General features: G+C 59.2%; 19 protein-coding genes. 12 read left to right on the plus strand and 7 right to left on the minus strand.

The window, feature by feature from the left end; translation table 11 throughout:
- Positions 1 to 9 precede the first annotated feature (9 nt).
- The 3 genes from ACQKP4_RS01310 to ACQKP4_RS01320 are packed head-to-tail and all read right to left on the minus strand — an operon-like array spanning position 10 to position 2,954.
- Positions 10 to 1,491 (minus strand): aldehyde dehydrogenase, encoded by a 1,482-nt coding sequence (locus tag ACQKP4_RS01310; RefSeq protein WP_427629663.1) that lies wholly within the window; start codon positions 1,489 to 1,491, stop codon positions 10 to 12.
- The gene (locus tag ACQKP4_RS01315; RefSeq protein ID WP_427629665.1) at positions 1,488 to 2,321 is read right to left on the minus strand and encodes an alpha/beta fold hydrolase; all 834 of its coding nucleotides are present in this window, start codon (positions 2,319 to 2,321) and stop codon (positions 1,488 to 1,490) included. The genes ACQKP4_RS01310 and ACQKP4_RS01315 overlap by 4 nt, the downstream gene beginning before the upstream one ends.
- Positions 2,322 to 2,363: 42 nt before the next feature.
- Positions 2,364 to 2,954, minus strand: a complete 591-nt coding sequence (locus tag ACQKP4_RS01320; RefSeq protein WP_427629667.1) for an amino acid synthesis family protein — start codon at positions 2,952 to 2,954, stop codon at positions 2,364 to 2,366.
- 193 nt (positions 2,955 to 3,147) lie between these two features.
- On the opposite strand from ACQKP4_RS01320, the gene ACQKP4_RS01325 reads away from it, so the two are divergent.
- The gene (locus tag ACQKP4_RS01325) at positions 3,148 to 3,345 is read left to right on the plus strand and encodes a hypothetical protein (RefSeq protein WP_427629669.1); all 198 of its coding nucleotides are present in this window, start codon (positions 3,148 to 3,150) and stop codon (positions 3,343 to 3,345) included.
- A gap of 109 nt (positions 3,346 to 3,454) precedes the next feature.
- Here the strand turns inward: ACQKP4_RS01325 and ACQKP4_RS01330 are convergent, their stop codons facing one another.
- Positions 3,455 to 3,694 carry a hypothetical protein gene (locus ACQKP4_RS01330; protein WP_427629671.1) on the minus strand — a complete coding sequence of 80 codons (240 nt, stop codon included), beginning with the start codon at positions 3,692 to 3,694 and terminating at the stop codon, positions 3,455 to 3,457.
- 209 nt (positions 3,695 to 3,903) lie between these two features.
- Here ACQKP4_RS01330 and ACQKP4_RS01335 point away from each other — a divergent pair, with 209 nt between their 5' ends.
- From ACQKP4_RS01335 to ACQKP4_RS01345, 3 genes are all read left to right on the plus strand, one after another.
- Positions 3,904 to 4,245, plus strand: a complete 342-nt coding sequence (locus tag ACQKP4_RS01335) for a hypothetical protein (RefSeq protein ID WP_427629673.1) — start codon at positions 3,904 to 3,906, stop codon at positions 4,243 to 4,245.
- 244 nt (positions 4,246 to 4,489) lie between these two features.
- A complete protein-coding gene (locus ACQKP4_RS01340; RefSeq protein WP_427629675.1) occupies positions 4,490 to 7,402 on the plus strand; it encodes a sensor domain-containing phosphodiesterase in 2,913 nt (970 codons plus the stop codon).
- Positions 7,403 to 7,494: 92 nt separating this feature from the next.
- The gene (locus ACQKP4_RS01345; protein WP_427629677.1) at positions 7,495 to 8,190 is read left to right on the plus strand and encodes a tRNA (adenine(22)-N(1))-methyltransferase; all 696 of its coding nucleotides are present in this window, start codon (positions 7,495 to 7,497) and stop codon (positions 8,188 to 8,190) included.
- Between the two features lie 78 nt (positions 8,191 to 8,268).
- Here ACQKP4_RS01345 and ACQKP4_RS01350 read toward each other — a convergent pair whose 3' ends face one another.
- The gene (locus ACQKP4_RS01350; protein ID WP_427629678.1) at positions 8,269 to 8,430 is read right to left on the minus strand and encodes a DUF2986 domain-containing protein; all 162 of its coding nucleotides are present in this window, start codon (positions 8,428 to 8,430) and stop codon (positions 8,269 to 8,271) included.
- Positions 8,431 to 8,547: 117 nt separating this feature from the next.
- Between ACQKP4_RS01350 and ACQKP4_RS01355 the strand changes: the two genes are divergently transcribed.
- Positions 8,548 to 9,159, plus strand: coding sequence for a LysE family translocator (locus tag ACQKP4_RS01355; protein ID WP_427629680.1), 612 nt, complete (start codon positions 8,548 to 8,550; stop codon positions 9,157 to 9,159).
- A 52-nt stretch (positions 9,160 to 9,211) separates the two neighbouring features.
- On the opposite strand, the gene ACQKP4_RS01360 is transcribed toward ACQKP4_RS01355, so the two are convergent.
- Positions 9,212 to 10,444, minus strand: coding sequence for a TCR/Tet family MFS transporter (locus ACQKP4_RS01360; RefSeq protein WP_427629681.1), 1,233 nt, complete (start codon positions 10,442 to 10,444; stop codon positions 9,212 to 9,214).
- Between the two features lie 73 nt (positions 10,445 to 10,517).
- Here ACQKP4_RS01360 and ACQKP4_RS01365 point away from each other — a divergent pair, with 73 nt between their 5' ends.
- A complete protein-coding gene (locus ACQKP4_RS01365) occupies positions 10,518 to 11,126 on the plus strand; it encodes a TetR/AcrR family transcriptional regulator C-terminal domain-containing protein (RefSeq protein ID WP_427629683.1) in 609 nt (202 codons plus the stop codon).
- Between the two features lie 175 nt (positions 11,127 to 11,301).
- Entirely contained in the window at positions 11,302 to 13,161 is a 1,860-nt protein-coding gene (locus tag ACQKP4_RS01370) for an ABC transporter ATP-binding protein (protein WP_427629770.1), read from the plus strand.
- A 33-nt stretch (positions 13,162 to 13,194) separates the two neighbouring features.
- On the opposite strand, the gene ACQKP4_RS01375 is transcribed toward ACQKP4_RS01370, so the two are convergent.
- Positions 13,195 to 14,403: a LysR family transcriptional regulator gene (locus ACQKP4_RS01375; protein ID WP_427629685.1), complete on the minus strand. Its 1,209-nt coding sequence runs from the start codon at positions 14,401 to 14,403 to the stop codon at positions 13,195 to 13,197.
- A gap of 24 nt (positions 14,404 to 14,427) precedes the next feature.
- Between ACQKP4_RS01375 and ACQKP4_RS01380 the strand changes: the two genes are divergently transcribed.
- From ACQKP4_RS01380 to ACQKP4_RS01400, 5 genes are read left to right on the plus strand one after another with little or no spacing between them, the layout of a single operon-like run.
- Complete coding sequence (locus ACQKP4_RS01380) at positions 14,428 to 15,372, plus strand: asparaginase (RefSeq protein ID WP_427629687.1); 945 nt, start codon at positions 14,428 to 14,430, stop codon at positions 15,370 to 15,372.
- A gap of 50 nt (positions 15,373 to 15,422) precedes the next feature.
- On the plus strand, positions 15,423 to 16,187 hold the full coding sequence (locus ACQKP4_RS01385; RefSeq protein WP_427629689.1) for an amino acid ABC transporter ATP-binding protein: 765 nt from the start codon (positions 15,423 to 15,425) through the stop codon (positions 16,185 to 16,187).
- 38 nt (positions 16,188 to 16,225) lie between these two features.
- Entirely contained in the window at positions 16,226 to 17,068 is an 843-nt protein-coding gene (locus ACQKP4_RS01390) for a glutamate ABC transporter substrate-binding protein (RefSeq protein WP_427629691.1), read from the plus strand.
- A 21-nt stretch (positions 17,069 to 17,089) separates the two neighbouring features.
- Positions 17,090 to 17,722 carry an amino acid ABC transporter permease gene (locus tag ACQKP4_RS01395; protein WP_427629693.1) on the plus strand — a complete coding sequence of 211 codons (633 nt, stop codon included), beginning with the start codon at positions 17,090 to 17,092 and terminating at the stop codon, positions 17,720 to 17,722.
- The gene (locus ACQKP4_RS01400; RefSeq protein WP_427629695.1) at positions 17,719 to 18,645 is read left to right on the plus strand and encodes an amino acid ABC transporter permease; all 927 of its coding nucleotides are present in this window, start codon (positions 17,719 to 17,721) and stop codon (positions 18,643 to 18,645) included. The genes ACQKP4_RS01395 and ACQKP4_RS01400 overlap by 4 nt, the downstream gene beginning before the upstream one ends.
- The last annotated feature ends 111 nt before the right edge of the window (positions 18,646 to 18,756 follow it).

Here is an 18,756-nt window from a genome sequence, read left to right on the forward strand (position 1 = left end):
AGAGGTCTCTTAGCGCATCACGAAAGGATCAGGCATTGGAGCCTGAGAGAGGTTGATCCACACCGTTTTGAGTTCGGTGTAGGCCAGCACCGAATCGATGCCGCTCTCACGTCCATAGCCGCTGTTCTTGAAACCGCCAATCGGCGCCATCGCCGATACGGCGCGGTAGGTATTGACCCAGATAATGCCCGAGCGTACGTCGCGGGCCAGTCGATGGGCGCGCCCGAGATCGCGAGTCCAGATACCGGCAGCCAGACCGAACTGAGAGTCGTTGGCGATTGCCAGTGCTTCGGCTTCATCCTTGAAACGTATGACTGAGGCCACAGGACCGAACACTTCTTCCTGCATGATCTTCATCGAGTTGCTGTCGCACTCGAACAATGTCGGCTCGTAGAACCAGCCTTCACCCAAATTCTGTGGGCGCTTGCCGCCCATGCGCAGACGCGCACCTTCGGCGATGGCATCGGCGACCAGACCTTCGACCACGGCCAGTTGCTGCGCGGTAGCCATCGGCCCCATCTCGCTGCTGTCTTCCTGGGGGTTGCCGATGCGGATGCGCTTGGCGCGCTCGACCAGACGCTCGACGAATTCATCGTAGATTTCGTCTTGGACCAGCAGGCGCGAACCAGAGACGCAACTTTGCCCGGAAGCCGCATAGATCCCGGCAATAGCACCGTTGATGGCGCTGTCGAGGTCAGCGTCGGAAAAAATGATATTGGGCGATTTGCCACCCAGTTCCAGCGACAACTTGGCGAAATTTTCAGCGCTGCTGCGCACCACATGGCGCGCCGTTGCTGCACCGCCGGTGAAGGCGATTTTGCGCACCAGTGGATGGCGGGTGAGGGCAGCGCCAGTGCTTGGGCCGTAACCGGTGACGACGTTGACAACACCCGGTGGAATACCCGCTTCCAGCGCCAGGCGCGCCAGCTCGAGAATAGTCGCCGAGGCATGTTCCGACGGTTTGATCACAATGGTATTGCCTGCCGCCAAGGCCGGGGCCAGTTTTATCGCGGTCAGGTAAAGCGGGCTGTTCCATGGAATGATCGCCGCGACCACGCCCATGGCTTCGTGCACCGTGTAGGCAAACAGGTCGGGCTTGTCCAGCGGCAAGGTGCCGCCTTCAAGCTTGTCCGCGAGGCCCGCGGTGTAGTGGAAGAACTCGGGAAGATAGTTGACCTGGCCACGGGTTTCGCGGATCAGCTTGCCGTTGTCGCGGCTTTCCAGCTGTGCCAGTTGCTCTTTGTTTTCTGCGATTAGATCGCCCAGGCGTCGCAGTAATTTGCCCCGTGCGGTGGCGGTCAATCCGCGCCAGGCCGGGCTATCGAACGCGGTCTGCGCAGCATTGACCGCGCGCTCGACGTCCGCTTCGTCGGCATCGGGCAGCTCAGCCCAAGGTTCGGCCAAGGCAGGATTCAGGCTTTGGAAGGTCTTGCCGCAGAGGGCATCGACCCATTCACCGCCGATGCACATCTGGAAGCGTGCGAGTGTCATGCAACGATCCCCTTGATCTGGTTTTGTTCGGAGTACGCGTTGTCGAGAAACGCCAGGAGCATCTGGTTCACCAGTCGCGGCGATTCTACCGGCATCATATGCCGCTGCTCGGCGAGCACCGCAACGGTGGCGCCGGGAATTCGTTCGGCTAACTGCATGGCCATTTGCGGTGTTGAACCCGGGTCCAGCTCACCTGTGGCGATCAGCGTTGGCACGTGAATGCAACCCAGGTCATCAGCGCGGTACATGTCCTGGGTCGCGAACAGCTCATAGGTGGTCAAGTAACCCTGCGGGTCATTGTTGGCCAAGGTTTGGCGCAAGGCCGCGATCTGTGCAGGGTTGGCTGCCTGGTATTCACGACTGAACCAACGCGACAGCGCCGCTTCGGCATTGGCGTCTGGCCCATGCTCCGCTGCCTGACTGGTGCGAGCGATCACACCGGCTCGCTGCTCGGGGCTGCGATTGAACACGCTGTTGAGCACCACCAGGCCCCGCAGGCGCTCCGGGTAATGCAAAGCAAATGCCCGTGCAACAAGCCCGCCCATGGAAAAACCGATCACCGTCGCCTGAGGCAGTTGCAGGTGGTCGAGTAGCTCCCGCAGTTGATCGGCATAGCCGAGCAACGGGGTTCCGCTTTCCGGAAGTGGACTGGCTCCGTGGCCGAGCATGTCATAGGCAATCACCCGATATTGCGAAGACAGGCCAACGACTTGCCCGCCCCACATTTCTTTGTTCAGGCCCACGCCGTGGATCAGGACCACGGGTTGGCCTTGGCCGGTCGCTATATAACTGGTGCCAGCCTGGGTGTGTTCAGCGGTGAGCCGAATCATGGAACGCTCCTGCAGCTTTTTTTGTCGCTGCTCTCAGCGGAATCACTGGGCCTTTTCGGCAGCCAGTTCTTCCAGATCGATGTAACGATTGCCAATGCGCGGGTGCAGTCGGCCGCCGTCGGCACAGCCCAGCACCACGACAATTTCGTCGGCGCGCGGTGCATCTTCGATCTTCATTTCCAGGGTGATGTAGTGCGAGCGCAGACCTTCATCGTCCTTGTGCATCATTGGAATCTGAATGGATGTGCCCGGGCCGCCGCGCTTGTTGGTGAAGCTCAGGTAGCTCTTGGCTTTCACCGCTTCGCGGTAATGATTGCCGAAACGCAAGGTATGGATGACCGCAGAGGCATGTTCGATTTCACCGTCGGCGCCCACTACGGCGGCTTTGCCGTAAGCCTCGATTTTTTCGGCGCCGCCGATGATCCCGACCAGACGCTCAACCATCAGCGCGCCGAGGTCCGAGCAATTGGCGCGGATTTGCGGCTTCAGGTCTTCAACAAAACCATTCCCCAGCCATGGGTTTTTCATCACGACGGCCAGACCGACCATGGTCACCGGGGTATCGGTGGCCTTGCCGCCTTCTATAAAGGTTTCTTCGACGTAGCTGACGATCTTGCGGATTTCGAAACTCATGAGCTGCTCCGTGTGAGGTAAAGTGTCTCTGCGTCTGATGGTATACCATAATACCGTTAGCGCAAGGGTCAGATTTGAAATGTCGCGGTAAGGCGACGAAACGAAGGGGTGCAGCGATTTGCAGTGCTATAGGGACGGCTTGCCATTTATTGAAGGCGACCGCGTGGAGCTGCAATAACTGCTCAACGTGATCATGAATGCGCTCGAAGCGATGGGTGCTGTTGAACTGGCTGAACGCCAATTGCAGATCAGCGCGGTGTTGAACGATGAGGGCGGCGTGCTGGTGAGCGGCAGCGATGCGGGGGGATTAGCTGCGGAACACATCGAGCAGGTATTGGGGGCGTTCGTTCGCGGACCTGGTCCGAGAAGTAGGTGGTCTTGTTGCCAATGAAGGTGCTGACGGGCTCGTCGCGGCTATCGTCCCGCGCCACGTAAGCCGCCTGCGTTGACTACCTGGGTGCAGTCCGGCAAGGCAAGCCTGGGCTGTTATTGGCCGGGCACTATAAAAGCCACGTATTCACCACCCGCCGATCCAGCTCTTCCCAATCCGCCATGCCCAGCACCCGCGTGGTGTTCAAGCCGCGCAAGTAACCGCGCAACTGATGGGCGGTGGCCCGGGCAAGCTCCGGCTCAGGCGTCTCTTCGGCCAACAGTACACTTTCGTACTGGATCAGGTAGTCGGCGACCCGGTCACGGAACTCGGGCAAAACGGCATCGCGGATCAGGTCAAACGTTCTCAAGGAGAGTCCTCATCAGTCTGTTACAGGGTTGATCGAGTGTTCAGGCGCGTGCACGGCGCACAACTATTGCTAGACGTAATAGTGACCATCACCAAACGCAAGTTCTACTTGGTGGGCAATTCCCTGAAAATCGCCGCCATCGAACGGCGACTCAAGAAATGTGCGCGATGAATACATTAACCCGATTGGCCATTTTCAGGATGACCCCGATGCACTCTTTATCAGTATCGGCGATGGCAGTTGCCTCGTTGTTGCTCGCCGGTTGCGCCTCCGCGCCAAACGCCCCGACCCTGACATTGCAGACCAGCAAGACGCCGGCTCAATACGCGGACTGCGTTGTACCGAAACTGCAAGGCAGCGCGTTGAATCCGACCGTCTCGCAGACTCAGCGCAGCTATCGGATTGTGGTGCCGAGCAAAATTTCGGCAAACAACGTGCTCGAAGCCTATAAGGCCGGGAGCGGCGGCAAAGTGTTCATCTACGAGCGGCATTTGCTGGCGTCGAACTTTTTGCCCTCAAGTTTTGAACGCGCCGCGCAGGATTGCATCTGACACACAGACGTAAACGTTTTTACAGAGCTCCTTTGGTTGGCCGCAACCAACCAATTTTTTGCCCCGCACCGCGATCGGTTGCGGGGTTTTTTTTTGCATGACCCGCTGTCCGTCTCCTGGTTGGGACCAAAGCGAATAAAACTATTGAAAAAAACCGCTATAAGCTTTAAACGAGAAGCTCATTGGCACGTTGCTCGCATTCAGTAAGTGGGTATCGCCAGGTTTTTTGGCTCAGGGAGCGCTGATGAGTGTTCGTCCATTGACCGACTCTTCGCGGCAATCAAACGACTGCGACGTTGACGCAGCTCAATTGAAAGGGAATTCGGATACCGCCGGCAAGGCTTGCGCGGGGGCCGGGGACACCATCGAACAATTGCTGGATTCAGCGCGCCAATGGGGCCACACCACCGCATGGGTGGTTTACCGCGCCGGTGAGCAAATGCACTTGATCGGGCAGGGCGACCCGCGAGTGAAGTGGCCTTCAAGCGTTGCAAATGAAGAATTCGAAGTCTTTTGCCTGGACCGGAACCTTCACCGCTGGCCGACCGGTCGGGGCGAGAGCGTGCTGGGATGGCTTCTCGCGCCAGCCAGCGATGCTACACAACCCGCGCTCGCCGAGTTTGCCCAGTGCCTGGGCATTCAACTGCAAACCAATACCCTGGCCCGCGCGCAGATCACTCAACGTGTTCTGTATGAAATTACTTATCTGGCGAGTTCGACCCGCGACCGGTCAGTGTTTCTGGTCGGGGTTCACCAACTGCTGGCGAGCCTGATCGACGCCGAGAACTTCTATCTCGCGCTGTATGACCCGCACACTGGAAAGATCGATTACCCGTATTACGTCGACATCATCGACGTCGATGCCGTGGAGTCCGAGCACTACGAATACCTTGACCTCTCGTACCTGTCGTTGACCGGCCAGGTGTTAACCACGGGCCAGCCGTTGCTGATCGACGCCGCCGGCATTATCGCGGCGCATGAGGAGAACCGTTTCCATTGCGTGGGTGATCGTCCCGAGTTCTGGATGGGGGCCCCGTTGAAGAATGCCTCGGATGATGTATTCGGCATGCTGGCGATGCAGGTCTACGACGTTTCCCGTATTTACAGCGCTGAAGACCGCGCGCTGTTTCTGGTGGTGGCCCGCCACGTGGCCATGGCACTGGACCGGATTCTGCACCGCGAGGACCTCGAACGGACGGTGATGCGCCGCACCCTGGAACTGTCGGCGCTCAACGATGCATTGAGGCAGGAAGTGGCGGAGCGTCAGCGCGCCGAACACTTGCAGAGCGCGCTGTTCCAGATTGCTGAGTTATCGAGCCAGCCTGGGGACATGGCTGAGTTGTTCAAAACCTTGCATGGCATTGTTGGTGAGCTGCTGTTCGCGCGGAACTTCTACATTGCGCTGTTCGACGACACGACCGCTGAGGTGACCTTTCCCTATTATGTCGACGAGCGCCAGACCACGTGCCCGGCCGCGCGGCGTGGGCGCCGGGGCTTGACCGAGTACGTTATCCGTCAGCGTCGGCCGTGCCTGATTGACGTCGACGAGGCGGACCGACTGTCTGCCCACGGTGAAGTCGAACTGGCCGAGGAGTCGGTCCGGTCCTACTCGTGGCTGGGCATTCCATTGTTCGATGGCGACGTGGTCCGTGGCGTGCTGGCGGTGCAGAGCTATACCTCGCAGGTGCAATACACCCTGCGTGATCAGGAACTGCTGACCTTCGTGTCGCGGCATATCGACACCGCGTTGTCGCGACGCACGGCCGCCGAAGCCATCCATGCCGCCAACCTCAAGCTGGAAGCCCGGGTGCAGAACCGCACCCGCGAACTCGACCACGCCAATGCCAAGTTGCAACACGAAAACTCCCACGATGCGCTGACCGGGTTGCCGAATCGGACCTACCTGCAACAGCGCCTCAATCAGGCCTGGTCGCGGTTCGGCAGCGAAGGCGGGCATCTGGCGGTGATGTTCATCGACCTGGACCGTTTCAAGATGGTCAACGACAGCCTCGGCCATCATTTTGGCGACCTGCTGTTGATGCAGGCCGCCCACCGTCTACGCGGTTGCCTGCGCGACACCGACATGCTGGCGCGCCTGGGCGGCGATGAGTTTTCGGTGCTGGCCCCGGAAGCACCGCTGGACGTGGTGATCGACATCGCCGAACGGATCCTGGTGGCGTTTGACCTGCCGTTCTTCATCAATGGCCATGAAGTCTTTTCGTCCTGCAGCATCGGTATTGTCAGCGCCGACAGCCAGTTCCACCACGAGCCCGCCGACTTGCTGCGCGATGCCGATGCGGCGATGTACCGGGTCAAGAGTGCCGGGCGCGACAGCTACGCGGTGTTCAATCAGGAAGTGCGCCGGGAAGTTTCGGACCAGGTCGAGCGTGAAGGGGCCTTGCGCAACGCGCTCAAACGCACCGACGAACTGGTGCCGTATTTTCAGCCGATTGTCAGTGTCGAGACCGGTGAATTGTTGGCCTTTGAAGCGCTGATCCGCTGGCATCAGCCGGGTGGCCGGGTGATTGCGCCGGGCGAGTTTCTGCCGGATGTCGAGGGCCTGCGTCTGATCGGTCGACTGGACCTGTACATGCTGACCAGCATTGCCGTGATCCTCGCCGAGCCTGAACACGCCAATTGGCCCCCGGTGCACGTCAACTGCTCCAGCTACAGCATGACGCGCCCGGATTTCGCCAGTGATGTGCTGGCACTGCTGACGCGTTATCAGGTAGCGCCGTCGCGGATCTGCCTGGAGCTGACCGAAGGTGCGCTGGTGGCCGAGCCGGCGATTGCCCGGCTGACCATGCAGCAACTGGCCGATAACGGCATGTCGGTGGTGCTCGATGACTTCGGTGCAGGGTTTTCATCCCTGAGCTACGTGCATCAATACCGTTTCAGCGGCTTGAAGATCGACAAGTCGTTCATCCTCGAACTGACCACCAGTGCGCGCAGTCGCGCGATTGTCCGGGCGATTGTGCGGATGGCCGAATCGCTGGACCTGAGTGTGGTGGCCGAAGGCGTCGAGGATCAAGCGACGCTGGACTTGCTGCGCGAAATGGGCGCAGGGCAGGCCCAGGGCTACTATTTTGCCAAGCCCATGGGGCTGGAGGCGTTGCTCGCGAGTTCACTGTTCGGTCGGGTCGAAGCAGCTCGGTGAGCGTATAAGTTGAAATTCGAGGCGTTGCTCGACAGAATCGCGCCCCGACCTGGCCAATGGCGCCGGGCATTCGCGGTAAAAAGGAACGGTGGTTGAACCAACAGACATTGTCCATGCGTCTGGAACGCGTGGCGGCGCATGTGCCCGCAGGTGCGCGGCTGGCCGATATCGGCTCGGATCACGGTTACCTGCCGGTCGCGTTGATGCGCCGTGGTGCCATCACCGCGGCGGTGGCCGGCGAGGTGGCATTGACGCCGTTTCACGCCGCCGAACGCACCGTCCGCGAGAATGGCCAGGCGCTGCGAATCGCCGTGCGCCTGGCCAATGGGCTGGCGGCAATCGAACCGGAAGACCAGATCACCGCGATCAGCGTCTGCGGCATGGGCGGCGAGACTATCCGCGACATCCTCGACCGCGGCAAGGCGCGCCTGAGCGGTAAGGAACGGTTGATCCTGCAACCGAATGGCGGCGAGCAGCCACTGCGCCAATGGCTGATGGAAAACGGTTACCGCATTCTCTGCGAGGAGTTGTTGCGGGAGAACCGCTTCGACTACGAAATCATCGTCGCCGAACGCGCCGGGCCGGTGCTGTACACCGCCGAAGAGTTGTACTTCGGCCCGCTGCAAATGCAGGCGCGCAGCCCGGCGTTCCTGCTCAAGTGGCAGCGCATATTGCGCGAGAAGCAGAAAACACTGAGCAACTTCGCCCGAGCGCGGCAAGCCGTGCCTGAAGAGAAGTTGCAGGAAATCGCCCGGCAGGCCCGGTGGATTACCGAGCTGCTGGCTTGAATCCGGTTTGCACTGAAAGTCGCCGAGCGCCCGGCAGGCAAGGCGAAAACAGCTGGGTGAGGGGCGGTCTGCGCCAGATCAGCCCTCAGAGGACAGGGTTGAGTCGTCACTGGCTTGCGCCGCGAGTTTCAATCGGTCAGCTTTGCTGATGTATTTGGACTTGTTGGCCGGTGCCAATTTGGCGCTGGCTTTTTTGGCGTGAGCTTTTAGTAACTGCGTTATTTTTTTACGACGGTTCATGTCTTTCTACCCAGCTTGTCAATTCTTGAATGGTATCAGCTAGAGTATAAAGCCAGATCGGTGGCGCGCTCTCGCTGCGTACCGGTTGGTATATCAAGACACATGGAGACCTCGCACATGAGTGCTACTGCTTCGATCTGGTTTTTTGTCGTGCCATTCGCGATTGCCGCGGCCATTCCCGGCCCCGCTCAGGGGGCGCTTTTGGGGCAAGTGGTGTCGCGCGGCGCAAGGTCAACAATGCCCTTCATCGCGGGCATGGTGCTGGGCAATGCTGCCTGGCTGTTGGTCGCCACCCTCGGCCTGGCCGCACTGGCGCTGCAATTCGAGCAGGCATTCATCGCCGTGAAATGGCTCGGTGTTGCCTTCATTCTGTTCATCGCCTGGAACTTATGGTCGAAAAACACCGAGCACCCTCAAGAGCCTCCGCAGCGCTCAACCAGCCGAGGCATTCTGGCAGGCGCCATTCTGACACTGAGTAATCCGAAGGCCGTGGTGTTTTTCGGCGCGGTGTTGCCGCATGCCTTTGATCTAACGGCGCTGTCCTGGCCGCAAGTGATCTTCATCACTGCACTCGGCATCGGGATCGATCTCGCCATCCAATTGGCTTATCTGGTGACCGCATCGCAAATCAAACGCGCCATCCAGTCGCCGAAAGCCATGCAACGTCTGAACAGAACGTCAGCCGGGGTCATGACGGGGTGCGCGGGCTGGATGGCCGTTTCGCGCTGATCGCTTTGCCCTGCGTACAACCGGCCGGTGTTCTTCGACTTGATCCTCCTTATCAGGGCGACGGGATTTCATTTTGATGCTGATCATATCGGGCCGACTGACGTTTTCGGTCATCTGCCCGCGGCCCCACAACAGCGAAAATAACCAGTCCTGCCAGGTATAAACCTGCCCCTACGACCCAGACAGTTCCCGGCTGCGAGGAGCGGGTGGCGAAATAGGTCGTGCTGGCCAGGACGGGCGCGATCACCGTCACCAGGCCGGTAATTGCCCCCATCAACCCCTGCAGGCGACCCTGCTGCTGGTCGGATACCGCTGAACTGATCAAGGATTGTATAGCCGGCCCAGCCAGTCCTCCCATGCAAAAAAGCGGGGTCAACGCGAAGGCGACCCAGCCACTCGTTGCCATTGCGATGAGAAAAAAAGCGCAGCTATCGGCCAATATCCCCAGTATCAGTACTCGCTTTTCACCGAAACGGCTTACGAGCGGCCCGGCTAGAAATGCTTGAGCCAGCGCATGAAACAAGCCAAAGCACGTCAGCGAAATGCCGACCGTGACGGCTGACCACGCAAATGTATCCTCGCCGTAAACCACCCAGATCGTTCCAGCGATCTCGCCGACAAGCGTTATCAGTGCAAACACTATCAACAAGGGTGACAGCGAAGGAAACTGTCCTGCCCAGCGCAGGGCCGCCAGTGGGTTGAGCAGAGGCGTCGCCTCTCTCTCTTCGCTTGCAGGCTTCGTTTCTCGCAGGACCCATGCGGTCCAGAGCAAATTGGCGAGCGCGAGCCCCGCTGCGGCAACAAACGGAAGGCGAACCCAATAGCCGCCCAGAATCCCGCCCATCGTAGGCCCGAGGATGTAACCCACCCCGATGCAGGCCCCTAACTGACCGAAACGGCGAGCGCGTTGGGTATCGGGAGTTACATCCACAATGACCGCCGAGACAACCGCGGTGCTCGCTCCCGCTATACCCGCCACAGCACGAGCCAGTAGCAGTAGTTCATAGGACGGGGCAAAAACGAGAAAGGTGTAGGACAGCATCTGGGCCGCCAGCGACATCAAGAGAATCGGACGGCGCCCGTATCGGTCAGAGAGAGACCCCATCAACGGAGCCGTCAAAAACTGCATGAGTGGATACACCGCAATGAATACTCCCAGCGCCCAGCCGGTAGTCCCGTCCATGCCAACATCCCGCAGCAGCGATGGCATGATCGGAAGTGTCAACGCGATACCCATGGCATCCAGAATGGCGGTGATGAACACGGCGGACAAAGTCAGTTTCATGGAAAGCCCTGGCATGCTAATTTATCGGCGATAAGCAACTTTATCAGTGATAAGTAATGGAGACAACTTGCACATGAGCCTGGATTGCGAACGGATCGTGGACGAAGCATTGAGTTTGCTTGATGAGGTAGGGTTGGACGCACTGTCTACCCGGGCATTGGCTCAACGCCTTGGGGTTAAGCAGCCAGCGTTGTATTGGCACTTCAAGAGCCGGCGCAAGCTGCTCGATGCCATGAATGACCGCATCCTGATGCTGGCGCACAAAAATCGCGCCCCACGCGAGGACGACACTTGGGATGCGTTTCTTTGGCGGGTTGCCAATAGTTTTCGCGATGCTCTGCTCAGTCGTCGCGACGGTGCAAGAATTCATGCGGGTACCGAAGCGACGTTAGACGACCTGGAACCCTCGGAGCGACAACTGAGGTTTTTGGTCGACGCCGGTTTCTCAGCGACACAAGCACTTGATGTGCTCGTAGCGATTAGCCGCTACACCGTAGGTTGCGTGCTCGAAGAGCAAGCCGAGTCAGAGCGTGCACCCGACCCGAGTCTGGACGAGGGGGCTGCCCATTACCCGCTGCTATCGGTGGCGCTGGAACACTATCGGCGCCAAGGCCACACTGCCGCGTTTGAACATGGACTGAACATGCTGATTCGCGGCGCGGGTCCTACTGGACAGGCTTGAAACGGCTCAGCGTTTTCAACGACGTTATTCTGCATTAGCTGTCTCTCACCAACAGGCAGCAATGGGGCGGATGGCGACGGTCTGGCCTGGACCGAGCTATCGCGATACTTGCGACAAGCCATGAATGACGTTCAATGGCAGAATCCCCCTCAACTTGATCGTTTTGGAGACCCCCATGCTTCGTGCATTTGAACGAAGGCTCGACCCCTTTCCTCCGGACGAGATCCCGCCGCCACCCGATGGCCTGGCTCGATTTCTGTGGGCCTGCACGCGGGGCGCCCGAGGTTACATCCTCGCACTTGCGCTGCTCAGTGCCGGTGTGTCGATTTACGAAGCCTGGCTGTTTTCTTTTCTCGGGCAGGTCGTGGACCTGCTTTCGACCTGGCAGGCAGGCGGTGATGCGGCTGAGCAGGAGAGTCGCGTGTTGTGGGGCATGGGCATCGTAATGGTGGCCAGCGTCGGGCTAGTGGCGTTGCGCACCATGGTGCAGCACCAGATATTGGCGATCAACCTGCCGTTGCGGCTGCGCTGGGACTTCCATCGCCTGATGCTGCGACAAAGCCTTTCGTTTTTTTCCGATGAGTTTTCCGGACGCGTCACCACCAAGGTGATGCAGACGGCGCTAGCCGTGCGCGACGTGTTATTCACCCTTATCGAGATCGCACCGGGCATCGGAGTGTATTTCATCGCGATCATCGCGCTGGCCGGCGGCTTCGCACTGAAACTGATGCTTCCGTTCGTGGCCTGGGTCGTATTGTTCGGGCTGGCCATGCTGTACTTCGTGCCGCGCCTGGGGAAAGTCGGGCAGGAGCAGGCCAATGCGCGATCGATGATGACCGGGCGAATCTCAGACGCCTACACCAACATCACGACGGTGAAGCTGTTTTCCCACTCCAATCGAGAAGCGCACTTCGCGCGTGCAGCGATGGAGGATTTCAAGCAGACCGGCTTTCGCCAGATGCGCCTGGTCAGCCAGTTCGAGATCGTCAACCAGGCATTGGTCGTGGCGTTGATCATGGCCGCGGGTGGTTATGCCCTGTGGCTATGGCACCAGGGCGAGGTGGGTGCAGGTGCCGTGGCGGCGATCACTGCCATGGCGTTGCGTATCAATGGCATGTCGCACTGGATCATGTGGCAAATGACCTCGCTGTTCGAAAGTATCGGCACCGTCCAGGATGGCATGGCGACCCTTATCCAGGGCGCCAAGGTGCAGGATGTGCCGGGCGCGGGTGTGCTAGTGACGTCCGGCGGCGCGGTAACTTTCGATAATGTGCGCTTCAACTACAATGGCGAACGCCAAGTGCTCGATGGCCTGAGCCTGAGCATCCGCCCGGGCGAAAAAATCGGCCTGGTTGGCCGCTCCGGCGCCGGCAAATCCACGCTGATCAACCTGCTGCTGCGCTTTTATGACGTCGACAGCGGGGTGATTCGCATCGACGGCCAAAACATCGCACAAGTGACGCAAGAAAGCCTGCGCGGCTCCATCGGCATGGTCACCCAGGATACTTCCCTGCTGCACCGTTCCATTCGCGACAACATCGCCTACGGCCGGCCCGACGCGACCGACGCGCAAATCCGCAGCGCCGCGGCCAGTGCCCAGGCCGATGAATTCATCAGTCAACTGAGCGACCGGCAAGGCCATACCGGCTACGACACCCTTGTGGGGGAGCGCGGCATAAAGCTGTCGGGCGGCCAGCGCCAACGCGTCGCGATTGCCCGGGTGATGCTCAAGAACGCCCCGATCCTGCTGCTTGACGAGGCCACCAGCGCGCTGGACTCGGAAGTCGAAGTGGCCATTCAGGAAAGCCTCGATGAAATGATGCAGGGCAAGACCGTCATCGCCATTGCTCATCGGCTGTCTACGATTGCGGCCATGGACCGGCTCATCGTCATGGATGAAGGACGCATCATTGAGCAGGGCACCCACAGCGAACTGCTCGCTAAGAACGGCGTCTATGCGCGGCTGTGGCAGCATCAAAGCGGCGGGTTCCTGGGTGAGGATAGGGGCGTGGTCGAGGCTATGGATCAGGCGTGAGCGCGGTGAAGTCGAAACCAGTCGACACTCAAATTATCGAGTCTGCTTTTCGCATGGCCGATGCTTGAAAAGTTCAGGAGGCAGTTCCCCTATACCCTTGAGTCGGTCTTCAAGAAAATCGCGGAGCACCCTGACTTTCGTCGAGTAACGTCGATTGGGAAGGTAAGCCATATAAATTTGATTTCCGGTCAGTGAATTAACAAACCAATATTCAGGCAGCACGATTTGCAATTCACCGCTCAAGAGCAAGTCACGCACCAGCCAGATCTCAAATTCCGCAATGCCCAGGCCGCCACAGACGGCTTCAAGCAGCAGCTCCGAGTTGTCCGATTGCAGATTGCCCTTGGGGAAAATCGAGTGCTTTACATCATCCTTTATGAAGTACCAATGGGGATCGCTGTCGGGGTGCAGGTAGATCAGGCAGTTATGTGCTCTGAGTTCGGCGGGGGAGGCTGGATGTCCGTTGCGCGCCAGATAGTCGGGGGTGGCGCACAGCAATGAATCGTTGCGGCAGATCGGGTAGGCGACCAGGTTTTCGAGATGGTTTTCGCCCTCGTGAATATCCAGGTCAAATCCGCCGACGATCATGTCGTTGTGGTTGTCGGTCAACCGCAGATCCATTTGGATACCCGGATACATCTGCAGGAATGGCGCGATCAGCGGTGCCAGGAACCGTCTGCCGAACGCCACCGGCGAAACAAGTTTCAAGGGGCCGCTGGGTGCAAGGTTGAGATCGCTGACGACACGCAGGGTGTCGTCCAGATCTGCGATCATCGACAATGCCCGCGCGTGATAGATCTGGCCCGCTTCCGTCAGGGCGACGATGTGCGTGGTGCGATGCAGCAAGGTCGTGCCCAGCGATTTTTCCAGCGTCGTGATCATGCGGGTCAAGGTTGAAGGGGAGACGTGCATCTCCCGGGCCGCTGCGGAAAAGGTGCCCGATTCGACCACTTTGACCAGTGCTCTCATGACCCCCAGGTGATCGATACGTGCCGTTTCAGACGTCATGGTGGAAGTGGTTGCCTTTGCGTTGTGTGCAAAACCGAATTCTGTTTCGCGATATTCCATCAGTATTTGGCTGAATATAGACTCATTTTCGATCGAAGTGCGCACGTCGTTCATCCAACCGACCACGTATTCGTCGATAGGGACGCAGATCCCTGTGGCGAACTTTGGAGTATCGAGATCATTATGGATTTTCCCGCACACGTTCCATTGGCCATTGCTACTCGAAACGAACATGTGGAGCGCATCCACTGGGGATCGGTGGCTGTCGTTGATAACGAAGGGTGTCTGCTGGCCTATGCCGGCGATCCCGGTAGCATGACGTTTTCCCGCTCCACGCTTAAGCCGTTCCAGGCCATTCCGTTCGTCCGGGATGGCGGTGTCGAGCACTTCGGCTTCTCCGATGAGCAAGTGGCCATAATGTGCGCCAGCCACTCGGGCGAAACCTCACACGTGAATGCTGTGAGTGGCATGCTCTCGAAAATCCAGCGTGCATCCACCGACTTGGGATGTGGTTGCCATCTGCCCGATTTCTACACCGCGGACAATCTGCCGCCCCAGGGTTTTCGATACGATCAGCGCCACCACAACTGTTCCGGCAAGCACAGCGGTTTCCTCGCCTATTGCCGTCTGCATGGCTTGTCCAGTGAAAACTATCTGTCCCCCGAACATGCCTTGCAGCGCGATATCCAAAGTGTCGTCGCAGCCTTGACAGGGGTTGCGGAAGATCAGCTCTGGACCGGAATCGACGGCTGCAATGCGCCAAACCTTGGCATGCCGTTGTCGCGCCTGGCCCTTTTGTGGGCGCGGTTGGCCAGTGCCGATGCTGGCGACGCCAGCCTCGATCCAGTACTGCAGCGGTTGTTCGATGCCATGCGCAGCCATCCGGAAATGGTCTCGGGGACCGGTCGCGCCGACCTGGGCATTACGCTGTCCTCGAATGGTGACTGGGTCGCGAAAACCGGTGCCGATGGCGTGCAAACTATCGGCATCCGCAGCCGTGGCTTGGGCGTGGCGGTCAAGATCAGTGACGGCGATTTCCCCAGCGTATTCGCGGTGACCATCGCGGTGCTCAAGCAACTGGGTGTGCTGGAACAGGACAGCGACATTCCGCTGCTGGCACCGTGGGCCGATCCGGTGTTGAGAAGTTACAACGGTTCGCGGGCCGGTCAATTGAAAGCCACGGTGCAATTGAAGTTCGTCTAGTCGGGGTGCCTGCCGGGCACGTGTCAGATCTATAAGGCAGACCAGAAACCATGCAATCGGCTCAATCGCTCACTCAACAAACGCCTGCCATTTCGCTGCGCGCCGTCAACAAGTTTTTCGGCAGTCAGCAAGTGTTGTTTGATGTTGACCTGGAGGTCCAGCCCGGTGAGGTGGTGGTGATCATCGGCCCGTCCGGCTCTGGCAAATCGACCCTGTGCCGTTGCATCAATCGCCTGGAAACCGTCACCAATGGCGATATCTTCCTGCACGGCGAGCGCCTGCCGGAAGAGGGCGGGGCTCTGGCAAAGATGCGCGCCAAGGTCGGAATGGTCTTCCAGAGTTTCAACCTGTTTTCCCATCGCACCGCGTTGCAGAACGTCGCAATGGGCCCACGAAAAGTCCTCGGCATGCGCGGCGTGGATGCAGACGCATGGGCCTTGCAACTGCTTGACCAGGTCGGTCTGGCACACAAGGCAACGTCTTATCCCGCTGAGCTGTCGGGCGGCCAGCAACAGCGTGTGGCGCTGGCCCGGTCACTGGCGATGAAGCCCAGCGTGATGCTGTTCGACGAACCTACCTCGGCGCTCGATCCGGAAATGGTCAACGAGGTGCTCAAGGTCATGGTCGATCTGGCCCGCACCGGGATGACGATGGTGGTCGTCACCCATGAAATGGGCTTCGCACGCTCCGCCGCCGATCGCATCATTTTCATGGATGCCGGTCGGATCGTCGAAAGTGCGCCGCCCGAGACATTTTTCAGCGCCCCTCGCTCGGAGCGCGCCCGCGAATTTCTGTCCAAGGTCCTTGCACACTGATTCACTCAAAAACATCACAAGAACAAGAGATAACAACCATGCGCTCAAATCGAATCGCTTCCCTCGGCATCTCCCTCCTGGCTACCTGCATTTTTGCCTCGTTCGCATCGGCCTCTACCGTTGAGCAGTTCCCGGCCGATTCGACCATGGCCAAGGTCCAGAAGCGCGGCAAGCTGGTCGTTGGCAGCTCGCTCAATACCCTGATGTTTTCGTCTCGCAACCCCATGACCGGCGAGGTTGAAGGTTTCGAGGCTGACCTGGCCCGAATGCTGGCGAAGAAGCTCACCGGCTCCGAAGACAACATCGAATGGGTCAGCACTACGCCGGAAAACCGCATTCCGCTGGTCGAAAACAAACGCGTCGACATGGTCATAGCAACCATGACCGTGACCGATGAACGCAAAAAGGTCATTGGCTTCGCGGGGCCGTACTATCTCGCCGGCCAGGATTCGCTGGTCCGCGTGGATGACGATTCGATCAAAAAGACTGCCGACCTCGATGGCAAGACGGTCTGCGTTCTGAGCGGCACCACCGTAGAACGCAACCTCAAGCCATTGGCGCCTACGGCCAAGATCGTGACGTTCAGCGATGCCTCGGCTTGCGTCGAGGGGCTGATCGACAAGCGTTTCGACGCCTATGTCGACGACGGTGCGACGCTGGTCGGCGAGTCCATGCGTCAACCCGGAAAATTGCGAGTGGTCGGGACGCCGTTCACCGAAGAGCCTTACGGCATTGCAGTCATCAAGGAGGATACGGTGTGGCGTGACTGGCTCAACAGCCAGTTGAGCGCCGCCATCAAAGATGGCCAGTGGAAGGAAATGTACGGGAAGGATCTGCAAGAGGGACTAGGCGCGCCACAGGTGCCAGTGATCGAACAGTAAAGATCGGCAGAGGTGAGCCTGATGTCTTATATCGAACGCTTCCTGGGGGGCATTGCGGTCAGCGTGCAACTGACCCTGCTGTCCTTTGCCATTGCGCTCGTTCTCGGACTGCTTCTGGCAATCATGAGGGTGAGCCCTTGGCCACCCTTTCGCTGGTTTGCCAGCAGTTACGTAGAGCTCATGAGGATGATGCCGCTGCTGGCGTTGTTGCTGCTGTTCACTTTCGGCCTGCCGAAGCTGGGCTTCATGTATTCGCTGTTCACCTCTACGGTCCTGGTTCTGGGGTTGTACAGCGCGGCCTGGATCTGCGAGGTGGTGCGGTCGGGAATCAACACCGTGCCCATCGGGCAGATCGAAGCGGCCCGCAGTATCGGCATGCGCTTCGACCAGATACTGGGCGAAGTGGTCTTGCCGCAAGCCGTGCAGTCGGTGATCGCCCCGCTGGGCAATCTGTTCATCATTCAGATCAAGGCGTCGGCCATCGGCGCCGCGATTGGTGTGGCGGATATCACCTACACCGCGCAAAAAATCAACTTCGACACCGCCCTGGCAGTGCCGACGTTCCTCGGAGCAATGGCGGCCTATTTTCTGTTGACCCTTCCCTCGGGTCTGTTTTTCCGCTTCCTTGAGCAAAAAATGGCGGTGCTGCGATGAGCGCGGATAACCTGCTTTACGAGCCGCCGGGTCCGATTGCCAGACGGCGTAACCGGATCATTTCGGTGATGGGCGTGGTGCTGTTGTTCTGCTTGATGTTTGCGGTCGGCCATCGCCTGGAGGCGAGTGGTCAGTTCGAGGCCCAACGCTGGAAAATCTTCCTGCATCCGGGCACCTTGAAGTTCTTGTTTGACGGTCTGATGGCCACCTTGCTGGCTGCATTGATCAGCACGGTATTAGCCTTCAGCCTTGGCGTACCGCTAGCGCTGGCGCGGTTGTCGAACAGGTTCTGGGTGCGCACGCTGGCGGCAGGCTACATTGGCTGCTTCCGTGCGGTACCGCTGCTGTTGCTGATTCTGTTTACCGTCATCCTGCTGCCTTCGCTCGGGTTGCACTGGTCGGCCCTGGGCTACCTGATTTTCGGCATGGTGCTGCATCACAGCGCGATGACGGCAGAGGTGGTACGTGCGGGTATTCTTTCGTTGGGGCGCGGGCAGAAGGAGGCCGCGCTGTCCATAGGCATGCGCGATCATCAAGCGATGATATGGGTGGTATTGCCACAGGCGCTAAAGCTGATGTTGCCAGCGTTGGTCAGTTCCGTTCTGGCGATCGTCCAGGACACGTCGCTGGGGTACATCATTCCGTACGAAGAATTGTTGCGTCGTTCACAGCAGATATCGAGTTTCGCGCCGCAGTCGCTGCTGCAATCGGCGTTTATCGTCACGGTGATGTACGGGTTTGTCAGTGCGTTGCTGTTGGCACTGCGTCGCTGGATTGAACGTCGGCAGTCTTATGACTCGCGCGGTCAGCGAACGAAGGCGGCTATCACGGAGGGCAGCTTTGGCGAAGTGCTTGAGACCGCGCCAGGTATGCAGTCGGGATTGCGCTCTGCGCCTGATCGACTGTCGGGGCGGAATCAATAGCAGGTCTTTCAAAGCCGCGAGTTTCCAAGCCCGACCGCTGACTTCTCAGCGGTCCGGAAACGATAGCGCCGAGGCCAACGACACACAAATCGGCGGATGTTCGGGCCGAGG

The sequence above is a fragment of the Pseudomonas sp. NPDC086278 genome, assembly GCF_050280905.1.
GTDB lineage: Bacteria > Pseudomonadota > Gammaproteobacteria > Pseudomonadales > Pseudomonadaceae > Aquipseudomonas.